Raw genomic sequence first — 12,712 nt, 5'->3', positions numbered from 1 at the left:
CCTCAGGTGCGGGTCATCCAGGCCCTGGCGATTTGTTCACGCGTGGTGAACCACACGCCGCCATGACTCTGGGCATATTCGATGAAGCGCTTGATCGCGCGCACGCGGCCAGGACGCCCGACCATGCGTGGGTGCAGCCCGATCGACATCATTCGCAGGCCGTCGGCGGCTTCTTCGTAGAGCACGTCGAAGCTTTCCTTCATGTATTCAAGAAAGTCCGATGCCTGAGACAAACCTGGCGAGTTCCAGTAGCGGAAGTCGTTGACGTCGCTGGTGTAAGGCACCACCAGATGCTGCTTGCCCTGGACGTCGACGAAGTACGGTACGTCATCGTTGTAGGCATCGGAGTCATAGAGAAAACCGCCCTCCTCGGCCACCAGTCGGCGTGTATGTACGCTGGCGCCGTAGCGGCAATACCAGCCTACCGGGCGCTTGCCGCAGGTGCGCTGGAAAGACTCGATCGCCAGGCGAATATGCTCGCGCTCCTGGGCCTCGCTTAACCGAAACACTTCTTCCCAGCGATAACCGTGACTGCAGATTTCATGACCCAGCTCGACCGCCGCCCTGGCCACATCCGGGTTCTGCTCGAACGCCACCGCACAGGCATGGAAAGTCGCCGGCACGTTGGCCTGCTGGAGGATATCGAGGATGCGCCAGATGCCGACACGCGCACCGTACTCATACATCGACTCCATCGCCAGGTTGCGCACGCCGTCGGGAAACTGATAGCTGCCCCACTCGGTCATGGTCTCCTGATCGGGGTCACCCATGGCCAGTGAGCGCTCTGATCCTTCTTCGTAATTGATGACGAAGTTGACCGCCAGCCGGGCACCGTTGGGCCAGGTGCCTTGAGGGCGCTGCCGGCCGTAGCCGACCAGATCTCTTGGAGGTAAAGCCATGGAACCTGTCTCCTGCAACATTCGAATGTTCGGCAAACCGCCGGGCCAAGGCTCAGCAGTCGATATTTTTCAGCGCATCATGATCAGGGCCGTCCAGACTCTGGCCATCACGGAAAGCCAGACCCATGGCCAGGGTCTGGGCGATACAGAAAGCGGCAGTCAATGAGCGGAATCCCAGGAGTTCGGCGTCGTTGACCTCGATCATCACCGACGCTTTCTGTCCGACAGGGCTCAGAATGCTGTCGGTAATCGCCACAATCGGCGTGCCAGCAGCGACGGCCTGCTGACAGGCATCGATGGTCTCCTGCGCATAGGGCGGGAAGCTCACCGCCACCAGCACATCATCGCTGTGCAGTGCACCGACTTGCTCACGCAGGCTGCCACCCAACCCACTGATGTGTACCGCGCGGCGGCCGACCCGGCTTAGCGCGTAGCTCAGGTAGGCCGCCATGGGAAACGAGCGCCGCATGCCGATCACAAAGGTGGTGCGTGCTTGTTGCAACAAGACGATGGCTTTCTCGATGGCCTCGACCTGCTCGCCTTCGGCCAGATGCTCCAGCGACACGATGTTGGCGCGGCTGAACGCAGAAAGCATGGCGCCGACGTCAGTTGGATCGTCCAGCAGCTGCTCGCCGCGGTAGTGACGGATGCGCTCTTTGAAACTGCCCTGCCCGGCTTGCTGCAAAGGCTGTTTGAACAGCCGCTGCAGATCGCTGAAGCCCCCGAAACCCAATGCCTGAGCCAGTCGAATGAAGGCCGAGGACGGAATCCCGGAAATTTTCGCCAGCGCGGCCACGGTGTTGAGCGCAACGTCGTGCGGATGCTCGTTCAGATAGTGCGCCGCATCCCGCTGACGGGCAGTCAACCGGCCCTGCTGTTCGACGATGGCGGCACGCAGCTCGGCGAGGGTTGAAGGTACAGGCATAAAGTCGCTCGATAAATTTCAGGATGGACGCAGTTCTTCGATCGCCTGGGCCAGGTGCTGCACCAGACGGTTCAACTCATCGACGCTGTTGTAATGGGCGATCGATACACGGACCACGCCACCATAAGGGGTCAGGCCCAACTGTTCGATCAGCCGGCGCGCGTAGAAGTCACCAAAACGGATGCCCATGCGATGGTCGTCGACGTGGCGCACGATACTTTCGGACTGAACGCCTTCAACCACGAAGCTGATGGTCGGCACCCGGTCGCCGGCGGTCACGCGAGATTTACCGATGATGCGCACGCCGGCGGTGTCCCGCAGAAACGCCAGAAGGGTTTCTGCCAGCAGGTCTTCCTGCACCTCGAACGCGTCGAATGCAGCTTGCATGAGCTGGCGTGGGGTGCCGCTGGCGCCCAGACGCTGGCCGATGTCGATCAGGTAATCGCTGATGCCGATGCAGCCGTAGGACAATTCGTAGTTGAGATTGCCCGGCTGCAGCTTGTAGGGAATGACCTCCTCGCCGATGAAGAAGTGATTGAGGCTGGGCAGTTGCAGCAACGCCTCGCGCTTGCCCCACAGCACCGCGAAATGCGGACCGAAGGTCTTGTAGAAACTGAACACGTAGTAATCGGCGCTGCTGGCCTGCACATCGACCAGCCGATGGGGCGCATACGCCACGGCATCGACGCACAATTTGCCGCCTACCGCATGCACCTTGCGTGCGACTTCAGCGACCGGGTTGACGCTGCCGAGGATGTTCGATGCGTGGGTCATGGACACGTAGCGGGTGGTGTCGCCAAGCAATGCGTCCAGGTCCGCCAACTCCAGTTCCATGCTCTGTGGGCTCACCTCCCAAACACGCAGGGTCGCGCCTCGCTCCTCGCACAAGCGTACCCATGGCCCGATATTGGCCTCGTGGTCGCAGTTGGTGACGATGATTTCGTCACCCGGCTGAATCGACGGTGCAATGGCGCGACAGAGAATCTGCAGCAGATGCGTGGTCGAGCCACCCATGACGCACTCTTCCGGGTAACGGGCATTGATCAGCTGGGCGACCGATTCACGCGCCTGCATCACTCGCGCGCCGGCCTCTACCGATTCGCTGTAAGAGGCGCCCAGTTGCACCGCGCTGTTGAGCAGATAATCGGTGACTCGGTCGGCCACCGGCTTGAGCACAGCCGAGCCGCCGGCGTTGTCCAGATAGGCATATCCATTTTTGAGCGCAGGAAACTGGCTGCGTACGTAATCGATGTCCAAGGCATTCAAGGCAGTGCTCTCCAAAATCTGGTCAGTGGTGCAGGATGGCCTGCAAGAAGGCGCGGGTTCTTGGCTCCTGCGGAGCGGTGAAGAAATCATGCGGGTTGTTCTGTTCGATGATCCGGCCGTTTTCCATGAAGATCACCCGGTCGGCGACCTTGCGCGCAAAGCCCATCTCATGAGTGACGACCACCATGGTCACGCCGGAGCGCGCCAGGTTCTGCATGACGTCGAGCACTTCGCCAACCATCTCGGGGTCAAGCGCGGAGGTCGGTTCGTCGAACAGGATCACCCGTGGCTCCATCGCCATCGTGCGGGCGATGGCCACGCGCTGCTGCTGACCGCCGGACAACTGGGCTGGATACTTGGCGGCGTGCGCGCCCATGCCGACCTTTTCCAGCAGCAGCCGGGCGCGCTCGTTGGCATCCCGGCGCGACATGCCTCGCACCCGCACCGGCGCGAGTGCCACATTGGCCAGCACGGTGAGGTGCGGGTACAGGTTGAAATTCTGAAAAACCATGCCGACTTCACAGCGAATGCCCGCCAGTTTCGGCCCATTTTCCACACGTTGCTCGGCCACGCGGATATCACCCTGCTGATATTGCTCCAACAGGTTGATGCAGCGAATCAGCGTGGACTTGCCGGAACCGGACGGTCCGAGAATCACCACCACTTCGCCCTGCTCGACTCGCAGATTGATGTCGGTCAGCGCCTGGAACGGCCCGTAGAACTTATCCAGACGTTCGATCTCGATCACGCTACTCATGCGCTTTTCCTCCCGGCGCCGTTACGCCGCTCTATCCAGCCCACCAGTTGCACCAACGGCAGCAGTAACAGCAGATACATCACAGCGGCCCCCACCAGAGGTGTCGGGTTGGCGGCCAGCGCCTGGGCCTGGGTCGCTTGCTTGAGCAGATCGGGCATCGCCACCACCGACGCCAGCGCCGTGTCTTTCATGACATTGATGCAGTTGCTGGTCATGGGCGGCATGACGATACGCATGGCCTGCGGCAGGATGATGTCGCGCATGGTGTTGAAGAAGCTCATGCCTTGAGAGGCAGCGGCCTCGAACTGACCGCGAGGAATGGCTTCGATGCCGGAGCGGAAAATTTCCGCCGAGTAGGCGCAGGAGACCAGCGACAGCGCGGCAGTGGCGGCCGCGAACGACGACAGGCGAATACCCACGAACGGCAACGCGTAGTAGATCAGGACCAGCAGCACCAGCAGCGGGATCGAGCGCAGCACGTCGATGTAAACCCGGGCGAAAAACCGCACCGGCGCATAGCCATACAACCGCAACATCGCCAGCAACAGCCCGCCCACCAGGCCGAGAATGATACTGACGACGCCCAGCATCACCGTCACCCCAAGCCCGCGCAGCATCAATGGCAGCGCGTCTACGAACACGCTCCAGTTGAAGAAGGTTTCGAACAACTCCATTGCAGTTCCTTGGGTCAGAGCAGCGGCGGGCGCGGGTGGTGAAGGGTCGGGTGTTACTTCAGGACATCGACCACTTTGACGGTACTCGACTCGGCATCAGCGTCAGCACCAAACCACTTCTTGTGCAGATCGGCGATCACGCCTTCCTTCTTCATGCTGGAAATGATGTCGTTGACCTGCGCAGCGGATGCCCAACCCTTGGCGTGCATCAGCGAATATTTTTCGCCCGTGGGGATACGCGCGACCACCTTGTACTGAGGCTTGTCCTTGATGTAGTAGAGGACCGCAGGGATGTCGCTGATGTACCCGTCCATCCGCCCTGAAGCGAGATCGAGCATGGCGGGCGACAGGCCTTCGTAGCGAGATACTTCCTTGAACTTGTACTCGCCCTGATGCGCGTTCACCCACATGTCGCCAGTGGAACCGGTGTCGACGCCGACCACCTTGCCATCCATGTCCTTGAGGCCTGTGATGCCGGACTTGGCGAGCACCGACAACGACTGATCGCTGTCGTAGTACGGCTGGGCGAAGCCAACCGATTCGAGGCGTTTGGGGGTGATGGTGATCGATGAAATCGCGATATCTGCGCGCTTGGACTGCACGGCGCTGAACAGCCCGTTGAACGGGATGTTGACGAACTCGACTGTCTTGCCCGCACGCTTGGCGACTTCTTTGACGACATCGACTTCAAAGCCGACGATATCGCCCTTGGCGTCCTGAAACTCCCACGGCACGTTGCCGACGTTGGCGCCCACGGTCCAGTCTGCCGCCCAAGTGGAAGCGGAAAATGCAGTTGCTACGGCCATGCTCAAGAGTACTTTCACATTCATGTCTTGCTCCCCGATTAATCAGTCAGTCCAAGAAGGCCGCCGCATCACTTGAGCAGGCGTTTCGAGACTCAGACTAAGACTACGAATCAAATAATTCAACATATAAAATAAATGAATCAAATGCTTCAATAGGGTGCGAAAGCTATCTGCTTTGGTGCGCGTGCGCCAACGCCGGTGGGCTGCGGGGTGTACAGAAAATGATCAGGCAAACTCAGGCGTCGGTGCCCTGATGCAGCGCATGGATGAGCACAACGGGATTGAACTGCCGAACTATGACTTGCAGGGGTGAGCTTGCTCGCGATCGCGATGAGTCAGTTGCCACACCTGTGTATGGCCGAACGCAACCGCGAGCAAGCAAAGGCCTACAAGGAGGGTGTAAAGCCAGCGATCGCAGCGAACACCCCAGCGCGCAAATCAGGGGCTCAGAGCACATACCCCGTGATGGCCACGAAATGCAGGAGGCTCCCGGCAATCACGAACAGATGCCAGATGCCGTGCCAGTGGCGAAAACGTTTGTCGTAGGCAAAGAAGATGATCCCTACCGTGTACAGCACGCCGCCCATCGCCAGCCAGGTGAACCCGGCGGTGCCCAGGGCTGCCATCAGTGGCTTGACCGCCACCAGCACGATCCAGCCCATGACCGCGTAGATCACGATGGACATCACCCGCGCCTCCGAGCGCGGCTTGATCTCCTGCAACATGCCAATCACCGCCAGCCCCCAGACCACGCCGAACAGCGTCCAGCCCCATGGCCCGCGCAGGGTCACCAGACAAAACGGCGTATAGCTGCCGGCAATCAGCAGGTAGATCGAAAAGTGATCGACCTTCTGCATGATCACCTTCGCCCGCCCGCGCACGCTGTGATACACCGTCGAGGCGCTATAGAGCAGCACCAGCGCCACGCCATACACACCGACGCTGACGATCTTCCACACATCACCGGTGAGACTGGCGATCACCAGCAGCCAGACGGCGCCGATGGATGCCAGAACCGCGCCCACCAGGTGGGTCCAGGCGTTGAATTTTTCTCCGTAGTACATCCGTCAAGAACCTCCTCAGTTGCACAACAGCCTGCAAGGCTCCCGCTTATGACGCCAAAGCGCAATGCATGTGTCCGCCTCGAGGAGAATTTAATCCAGCCAGTGGCCAGCGACTTGGGCACAATCGAGCCTGCAAAAAACAAGAAAACGGTCCGGGAACGACACGATGCAGATTGACGAAGAGCTGACCCTCAAGAAGCTGGAAATCTTTCTGGCGTTTATGCGTACCGGCAATCTGGCGCGGGCGGCGGTGGAGTTGCAGACCAGCACCGTCAGCGTTCATCGTGCCATCCATTCACTGGAAAGCGCCCTGCGCTGCCCGCTGTTCAAGCATGAAGGGCGTAACCTGACGCCGCTGGAAAGCGCCTATGTGCTGGAGGAGCGCGCGCAGAAGCTGGTGCTGGACGTGCTCAGCACTGTGGAGCAGACCCGCCAGGCGGCAGGATTCTCGGCGGCGCGCTTCAAGCTCGGGGCGCTGTATTCGTTGACCGTCAAGACCGTGCCGCAGCTGATCATGGGCCTGAAGATCCGTCGCAGTGAACTGAACATCGACCTGATCCTGGGCTCCAACATCGACCTGTTCTACAAGCTCAAGAACATGGAGGTCGACGCAATCCTGGTGTCGCTCAACGAAAGCGTCAACGATCCGGATTGCGAGCAGTTGCCGCTGTTCTCGGACGATATCTTTCTCGCGACTCCTGCCGATTCGCCTTTCGCGCAACAAAGCGAAGTGGACTTGAGTGATCTGCGCGAGATGACCTTCATTACGCTGACCCAGGGCTTCGCCACCCATCGCGATGGCGCCAGGGTGTTTCAACAGGCGGGGTTCGAGCCGAAAGTGGCGATGCAGGTCAACGATATCTTCACCCTGTTGAGCATGGTCAGCTCGGGTGTGGGTTACGCCCTGCTGCCAGGCAGGATCGCCGCAGTCTACGAGAACCGCGTGCGCCTGATACCGCTGCAAGCGCGTTACCGCATGCAGCAGCACATTGGTCTGGTATTCCTCAAGGCTCGCGAGCGTGATCCCAACCTGCTGGCGCTGCTGGCCGAATGCCGGATGTATTCGAATCGGTTGGACCAGGCATAGAAGCCTGCAGCAACAGGTTTTCTGTGGGAGATTCTATGGTTTCAAACAAGCTCCTCAAGCAGCTTTGGACTATTGCGCCGCCTGCTTTTGATTCTGGCCAGAGGCCGTGGGAGCTTGGCTTGCCAGCGATCTGCCGGGCACCGGCAGTAGACTCAGACGGCGCGGGGGTCAGGTGCATCGCGTCCACAGGCTTTGCTGGCGCTTCGCGCCATATCGTCGGCAAGCCAACTCCCACGCCCTCCGGGCAGAAGCGGGTGGACCTCTGTCGTCCTGCGGGCAGAAGCGATAGACCTCTACTGCGCCGCTTGCTTTTGATTCTGGCCGAAGGCCGTGGGAGTCGGCTTGCTGGCGAAGGCGGTGGGTCAGATACATCAATGTCGCCTGACACTCCCTATTCGCCAGCAAGCCGGCTTCTATGGCGTTGGGCCAGAATCGAAAGCCGACACGCCACAGCCGTGAGGCGTCAGCCCAAAATCCCACGCACGATGAAATACAGCAGCGATGGCCCAAGCAGGCAGCCGAGGCCGGTATGAAAGGTCGCGGTCAGCGCACCGTACGGCACCAGGCGACGATCCGTTGCAGCAAGCCCCGCAGTTACACCGCTCACTGTGCCGGCCAGCCCGCCGAACACCATCGCCGAACGCGGGTTGTCCAGCCCCATCCAGCGCGCAGCCATTGGCGTGCCGACCATCACCAGAATCGCCTTGATCAGGCCCGTGGCAATCGACAGCGCCATCACATCGGACGACGCGCCCAGTGCGGCACCGGTAACCGGTCCGACGATATACGTCACCGCGCCCGCGCCGATGGTGGTGATGCTCACGGCATCGCGATAACCGAATGCATAAGCGACGCACGAGCCAACGATAAACGGCAACAAGGTGCCCAGAAAAAGCGAAATCGCACCGATCAGACCGGCCTTCTTCGCTTCGGTGGCCTGCACCTCGAAGGCCGTAGCGACGATGGCGAAATCTCGCAGCATCGCGCCGCCCATCAAGCCGATCCCGGAAAACAATGCCAGGTCGGCCAGGCCTTTCTGGCCGCCGGTCATCACCCCGCCCACCCACGCCAGCACCAGCCCGATCACGATGGCGATCGCCGAGCCGTGAATGCGGCCGAAGGTCAGGCGCTTGGAGAGCACCACGGAAATCCACATCACCACACCGACCACCGCGAACGCGGTGACCAGGCCCTGACTGATCAGGTCTTTCTGAATGAGATCCCACATGTCAGCGCCCCCCTGCCGGTGAGACGGTCGGCGCGATGACCGGCGGCTCCAGCGGCTCTTCCTTGGGCAATGGCTCGCCCTTGTTGGTCCGGCTGATGATGGCGATGGTGAAACCACAGATGACCACCGAGCCGATGGCCGCGATCACTGCAATCGGGCCGCCTTTCAAAGCGGTCACGACGTTCTGCTGCGCGGCCATGGCCACGACCACCGGAATGTACATTGCACCCCAGAAGCCGACGCCCATCTCGCAGCCTTCGCTCATGCCCCCGCGCTTTTGCATGAACAGGCGTGCGCAGATCAGCAGGATCATCGCGATCCCGACCCCGCCCACGTTGGATTTGACGCCCAGCAGCACACCGAGCAGATCACCCAGGATCACCCCCGCAAGGGTGCAGATAGCCAGTAACGCGACACCATAAATAATCATTGTTGTTGTCCTCAAATTGCATCGTCGAAGTTGTTGTTTTTGTGTTCCTTCGAAAGCAGCAGTCGGTTTATGGGTGGCGACGTTCCTCCTCTCGCGACAACGCGCTCAGGGTGTCCAGCCGGGCGCCCTGAAAGGCGACTGCGGATCCTTGTTCAAAGATGCGCCGCGCCAGCCCCGTGAGCACGGTGCCGGGCGGCAATTCGATCTGCAGGCGTGCGCCGCGCTCATAGGCGGTTTGCACGGTGCTGCGCCAATCGACGATGCGGCACATGTTGAATGCCAGATCGTCACGCAATTTGTCGGCATTGAGCATCGGCCGCGCTGTACTGCCGCTGAGATAGCGAAGGGTCGGCGCCTTTACCGATACGTCCGCAAACGCATGGGCCAGGATTTGCGCAGGCTCGCTCAACAACTCGCAATGGGACGGCACGCTGACCGCCAGACGCTTGGCTGCCGCCGCACCCTGGGCCTTAGCCAATCCGGCCACCTGGGCCATCGCCTGATCGCTGCCTGCGATGACGAACTGGTTGTCGGCGTTGATGTTGGCCATGTAGACCGGCATGGAGCTGCTGTTGACCTGAGCCAGCAGGCTTTCGACCGTAGCCTGATCCAGCCCGATCAGCGCGGTCATGCCATAACCCTGTGGATAGGCGTTCTGCATCAGCTCGCCGCGCAGGGCCACCAGGCGCATCGCATCGGCAAAATCCAGCGCCCCGGCCACCACCGCAGCCGGGTAAGCGCCAATCGACAGCCCCGCTACGTAATCCGGTGTGTTGCCTTGGGCCATCAGCACCCGGGAGCACGCCACCCCGGAAACCAGCAGACAGAGTTGAACCGCACGGGTCGATTGCAACGCAGCAGGGGTGTCCAGACTCAAGACATCTTCATTCAGCGCATCGCTGGCCTGTTCAAGGCATTCGCCAGTCAGCGGATGGCTCGGCAGCCCATGGAGCATGTCGGGCTGCTGCGCGCCTTGGCCTGGAAACACCCAGAAGCTGCTCATGCCACACACTCCTGCAACTGCCAGGGGTTGACCACCAGAGTCGCAGCGTCAGAGGCCTTGAGCAGCACCTGACGCGACGCCCCTGCCCACTCCCGCAACGCCACCGCGCCAGCGGGCGTCTGCAGTTGCAGGTCGATACGGCAGATCGACTCATCGAAGGCTGCGACCAATGCTGCAGCTTGTTCACGGCTGAAGAAATCAGAGGTGCGCAGAATCAGATCCAGATCGCTCAGCTGATGCAACACCGCCACACCGCAGGCCAACTGGAAACCCACACTGCCGGCGACGCCCCAGGGCAAACCCAGCGCGTCCATCAGTGGACGAATCTGGCGCAGTGCGCGCACCGCTGGCCATTGATCCACTTGCGTATCAGTGACCTCGATCAATTGCTCGGGCTGCACCCGACGGCTGATATCGGCCCGTTGCATCACCGTTGCGTAGCGCTGGTCACGGGTACCACCTCGTACGCCAACAGCGACGCAATCGTCTGCGACCCGGGCTCGCCGGACCACCACTGGATGGCCCAGCCCAACCACCTCGACCACCCATGCAGGCGCATCGGCGGGCAAGGCGGACACGGGCAGGCCCCACAACAGATCATGGGGCTGCACGGGCGCCAGAAGGCTCATTACCACTGTGCCCGCAGCAGCTCGCGAACCTTCGAGGACGCGCGACGGTTGACCGCACCCAGTCTTGAACGCAAATCGTTGCCGCTGGCCTGGGTGTCCTTGATCGCCGCCATCAGGCAGTCCTGTACAGCACAGATATCGGCAGCGGTCGGCTGTTCGATCTGACTGACCGCCAGCGTCTCCCAAAGCAGACCCAAGCCTGCATAGCTGTCGATGTCGTAAGCCATCGGCGGGATGCTGGCGGCGAGCTTTTCCAGCTCCTCGACACTGCGCAAGGTCACACGCGCTGCCGATGCCTTGCCCATGGCATGCACCATCACACCGGGATCACGCAGGGCGATCAGGCGGTTGGCTTGATAACCGTGGGCCAGAAATGCCCCGGACATCGCCTTGCCAACCAGCAGGCCGATCACCGGATGACCCGCCAGGCGCGCCCGTGCATAAGCGTCCACGGCACCGGCCAGCGCCTGATGAATGCCCAACGCTTCCTCGCGCCGACCGTACGCCTGGCTCGGTACATCGATAATGGCGATCAGTGCGCCCTTGTGTTCGCTCAGACGGTCCTGCTCGATGAGGCTGTCCACCGCCTGCGCCAGGCCCCAACCTTCAAGCAGGCCGACTTCGCCGTTTTGCGCACGAGCAAAGCGGTTATCCGGGTCGGCGACCACGGCAACAAAGCGCACCGCCTGATCACCCAGCTTGCCATCGGCGGCTTTCACCGAGGCCGGCAGTCCGGGCACTTCAGGGGCATTCACGCTCAATGCCTTGAACCATTGCACACCACGGGTCGAATAACCGCTCATGGCTTTTCTCCTTGATACAGACTGCGCACGGTCGCGGGATCGATCTGCGCGGTGGTGTCCAGCTCAGCCAGACGCCGCAGGAACAAAGCGTACTGGCCACTGCGTTCTTGCTCGGGCTTGCCGGCATGCAGCAACTGTTGAACCTGCTGACGTATGGCCTGGATATCGTCGGCGACATAGGCATCCACCAGGCCGCTGGCAAAGCGCTGCTCGCCGCCGGTCAGGCTCCAGATGAACGGCCGGTCGCGCGAGTCGTATTCTTCGATGCCCGCTTCCTGCTCGATCACTTGCGGGCCGTTCAACCCCAGACGCGCTTCCTGGGTGACGACCAGATAGCTGCACAGCCCGGCCGCGATGGACATCCCGCCAAAGCAGCCGACACTGCCCGCCACCACGCCGATGACCGGCTGATAGCGACGCAGGTCTACGATACCGGCGTGGATTTCAGCGATGGCGGCCAGACCAAGGTTGGCTTCCTGAAGGCGCACGCCACCGGTTTCCAGCAGCAGAACGGCTGCCGTCGGGACGCCCTTGCGGTTGTCTTCAGCGGCCAGCTCCAGGGCGCCTGCGATCTTCGCGCCGCCGACTTCGCCCATGCTGCCGCCCTGGAAGTTGCCTTCAATGGCGCAGACCACCACCGGTTGCCCATTGATGGAGCCCTTGGCAATTACCACGCCATCGTCGGCCTGGGGCACGATGCCTTGCAATGGCAGCCAGGGCGAAGTGAGCCGGGCAAACGGGTCGATCAATTCGCGGAAACTGCCCTCGTCGAGCAGAGACCGGGCGCGCTGCCGGGCGCCGAGTTCGACGAAGCTGTGCTGTTGCAACAAGCGAGTGGTGTCAGTCATGACCGATCTCCTCGAAGCCCTGCTCCAGGCGCAAACGGACCACGCCAGGGGTGGCGCCGAAGTCATGGATGTCGATGCTCAGGGCTGGCGGAGTCTGCCCGTCGAACATGCGCTGGAATAGATGCTGCCAGCGCGCCGAACTGCCGTTGACCGAGGTCAGGACCTGAATGGTCAGCTTGCCCGGCACCCCGGGTTCGAGCAGCACTTCCAGGTCGCCGGAACCGACACAGCCCACCAGCGCGCGACCCAGGGGAGGCTGGCCGGCGGGGAATTCAAAAGACAGGGTTTCCATG

Annotated in this window: 15 protein-coding genes; 1 reads left to right on the top strand and 14 read right to left on the bottom strand. The window is 61.4% G+C overall.

Annotated elements, in window-relative coordinates:
* Nucleotides 1–2: 2 nt before the first annotated feature.
* From ACI2KS_RS20475 to ACI2KS_RS20445, 7 genes are all read right to left on the bottom strand, one after another.
* Complete coding sequence (locus ACI2KS_RS20475) at nt 3–899, bottom strand: allantoinase PuuE (protein WP_404622823.1); 897 nt, start codon at nt 897–899, stop codon at nt 3–5.
* A 52-nt stretch (nt 900–951) separates the two neighbouring features.
* Nucleotides 952–1,824, bottom strand: coding sequence for a MurR/RpiR family transcriptional regulator (locus ACI2KS_RS20470; RefSeq protein WP_404622822.1), 873 nt, complete (start codon nt 1,822–1,824; stop codon nt 952–954).
* Between the two features lie 18 nt (nt 1,825–1,842).
* Nucleotides 1,843–3,090, bottom strand: a complete 1,248-nt coding sequence (locus ACI2KS_RS20465; protein WP_404622821.1) for a cysteine desulfurase-like protein — start codon at nt 3,088–3,090, stop codon at nt 1,843–1,845.
* A gap of 22 nt (nt 3,091–3,112) precedes the next feature.
* The gene (locus ACI2KS_RS20460; RefSeq protein ID WP_404622820.1) at nt 3,113–3,847 is read right to left on the bottom strand and encodes an amino acid ABC transporter ATP-binding protein; all 735 of its coding nucleotides are present in this window, start codon (nt 3,845–3,847) and stop codon (nt 3,113–3,115) included.
* Nucleotides 3,844–4,521: an amino acid ABC transporter permease gene (locus tag ACI2KS_RS20455; protein ID WP_404622819.1), complete on the bottom strand. Its 678-nt coding sequence runs from the start codon at nt 4,519–4,521 to the stop codon at nt 3,844–3,846. Before ACI2KS_RS20455 ends, ACI2KS_RS20460 begins: the two co-directional genes overlap by 4 nt.
* Nucleotides 4,522–4,574: 53 nt before the next feature.
* Entirely contained in the window at nt 4,575–5,351 is a 777-nt protein-coding gene (locus ACI2KS_RS20450; protein ID WP_404622818.1) for a transporter substrate-binding domain-containing protein, read from the bottom strand.
* A gap of 422 nt (nt 5,352–5,773) precedes the next feature.
* Complete coding sequence (locus tag ACI2KS_RS20445) at nt 5,774–6,391, bottom strand: hemolysin III family protein (protein ID WP_404622817.1); 618 nt, start codon at nt 6,389–6,391, stop codon at nt 5,774–5,776.
* 166 nt (nt 6,392–6,557) lie between these two features.
* On the opposite strand from ACI2KS_RS20445, the gene ACI2KS_RS20440 reads away from it, so the two are divergent.
* Entirely contained in the window at nt 6,558–7,478 is a 921-nt protein-coding gene (locus ACI2KS_RS20440) for a LysR substrate-binding domain-containing protein (protein ID WP_404622816.1), read from the top strand.
* 463 nt (nt 7,479–7,941) lie between these two features.
* Here ACI2KS_RS20440 and madM read toward each other — a convergent pair whose 3' ends face one another.
* The 7 genes from madM to ACI2KS_RS20405 form a co-directional block, all read right to left on the bottom strand.
* Nucleotides 7,942–8,706, bottom strand: coding sequence for a malonate transporter subunit MadM (gene madM, locus ACI2KS_RS20435; RefSeq protein ID WP_404622815.1), 765 nt, complete (start codon nt 8,704–8,706; stop codon nt 7,942–7,944).
* A gap of 1 nt (nt 8,707) precedes the next feature.
* Complete coding sequence (gene madL, locus ACI2KS_RS20430; protein ID WP_404622814.1) at nt 8,708–9,136, bottom strand: malonate transporter subunit MadL; 429 nt, start codon at nt 9,134–9,136, stop codon at nt 8,708–8,710.
* Between the two features lie 67 nt (nt 9,137–9,203).
* Nucleotides 9,204–10,139: a malonate decarboxylase subunit epsilon gene (gene mdcH, locus ACI2KS_RS20425; RefSeq protein ID WP_404622813.1), complete on the bottom strand. Its 936-nt coding sequence runs from the start codon at nt 10,137–10,139 to the stop codon at nt 9,204–9,206.
* The gene (locus ACI2KS_RS20420) at nt 10,136–10,774 is read right to left on the bottom strand and encodes a malonate decarboxylase holo-ACP synthase (RefSeq protein ID WP_404622812.1); all 639 of its coding nucleotides are present in this window, start codon (nt 10,772–10,774) and stop codon (nt 10,136–10,138) included. The genes mdcH and ACI2KS_RS20420 overlap by 4 nt, the downstream gene beginning before the upstream one ends.
* Nucleotides 10,768–11,571 carry a biotin-independent malonate decarboxylase subunit gamma gene (gene mdcE, locus ACI2KS_RS20415; RefSeq protein WP_404622811.1) on the bottom strand — a complete coding sequence of 268 codons (804 nt, stop codon included), beginning with the start codon at nt 11,569–11,571 and terminating at the stop codon, nt 10,768–10,770. Before mdcE ends, ACI2KS_RS20420 begins: the two co-directional genes overlap by 7 nt.
* On the bottom strand, nt 11,568–12,419 hold the full coding sequence (locus ACI2KS_RS20410; protein WP_404622810.1) for a biotin-independent malonate decarboxylase subunit beta: 852 nt from the start codon (nt 12,417–12,419) through the stop codon (nt 11,568–11,570). The genes mdcE and ACI2KS_RS20410 overlap by 4 nt, the downstream gene beginning before the upstream one ends.
* The gene (locus ACI2KS_RS20405; protein ID WP_404622809.1) at nt 12,412–12,711 is read right to left on the bottom strand and encodes a malonate decarboxylase subunit delta; all 300 of its coding nucleotides are present in this window, start codon (nt 12,709–12,711) and stop codon (nt 12,412–12,414) included. The genes ACI2KS_RS20410 and ACI2KS_RS20405 overlap by 8 nt, the downstream gene beginning before the upstream one ends.
* Nucleotide 12,712: the final 1 nt, after the last annotated feature.

It is taken from the genome of Pseudomonas sp. NPDC087358 (assembly GCF_044900785.1).
Classification (GTDB): Bacteria; Pseudomonadota; Gammaproteobacteria; order Pseudomonadales; family Pseudomonadaceae; genus Aquipseudomonas.
This window is presented reverse-complemented; position numbering and strand designations above follow the sequence as displayed.

Bases quoted from the DNA above. Each gene is read 5' to 3' on its own strand.
- ACI2KS_RS20475 (WP_404622823.1), bottom strand. From the start codon at position 899: ATGGCTTTACCTCCAAGAGATCTGGTCGGCTACGGCCGGCAGCGCCCT.
- ACI2KS_RS20470 (WP_404622822.1), bottom strand. From the start codon at position 1,824: ATGCCTGTACCTTCAACCCTCGCCGAGCTGCGTGCCGCCATCGTCGAA.
- ACI2KS_RS20460 (WP_404622820.1), bottom strand. From the start codon at position 3,847: ATGAGTAGCGTGATCGAGATCGAACGTCTGGATAAGTTCTACGGGCCG.
- ACI2KS_RS20455 (WP_404622819.1), bottom strand. From the start codon at position 4,521: ATGGAGTTGTTCGAAACCTTCTTCAACTGGAGCGTGTTCGTAGACGCG.
- ACI2KS_RS20450 (WP_404622818.1), bottom strand. From the start codon at position 5,351: ATGAATGTGAAAGTACTCTTGAGCATGGCCGTAGCAACTGCATTTTCC.
- ACI2KS_RS20445 (WP_404622817.1), bottom strand. From the start codon at position 6,391: ATGTACTACGGAGAAAAATTCAACGCCTGGACCCACCTGGTGGGCGCG.
- ACI2KS_RS20440 (WP_404622816.1), top strand. From the start codon at position 6,558: ATGCAGATTGACGAAGAGCTGACCCTCAAGAAGCTGGAAATCTTTCTG.
- madM (WP_404622815.1), bottom strand. From the start codon at position 8,706: ATGTGGGATCTCATTCAGAAAGACCTGATCAGTCAGGGCCTGGTCACC.
- madL (WP_404622814.1), bottom strand. From the start codon at position 9,136: ATGATTATTTATGGTGTCGCGTTACTGGCTATCTGCACCCTTGCGGGG.
- mdcH (WP_404622813.1), bottom strand. From the start codon at position 10,139: ATGAGCAGCTTCTGGGTGTTTCCAGGCCAAGGCGCGCAGCAGCCCGAC.
- mdcE (WP_404622811.1), bottom strand. From the start codon at position 11,571: ATGAGCGGTTATTCGACCCGTGGTGTGCAATGGTTCAAGGCATTGAGC.
- ACI2KS_RS20410 (WP_404622810.1), bottom strand. From the start codon at position 12,419: ATGACTGACACCACTCGCTTGTTGCAACAGCACAGCTTCGTCGAACTC.
- ACI2KS_RS20405 (WP_404622809.1), bottom strand. From the start codon at position 12,711: ATGGAAACCCTGTCTTTTGAATTCCCCGCCGGCCAGCCTCCCCTGGGT.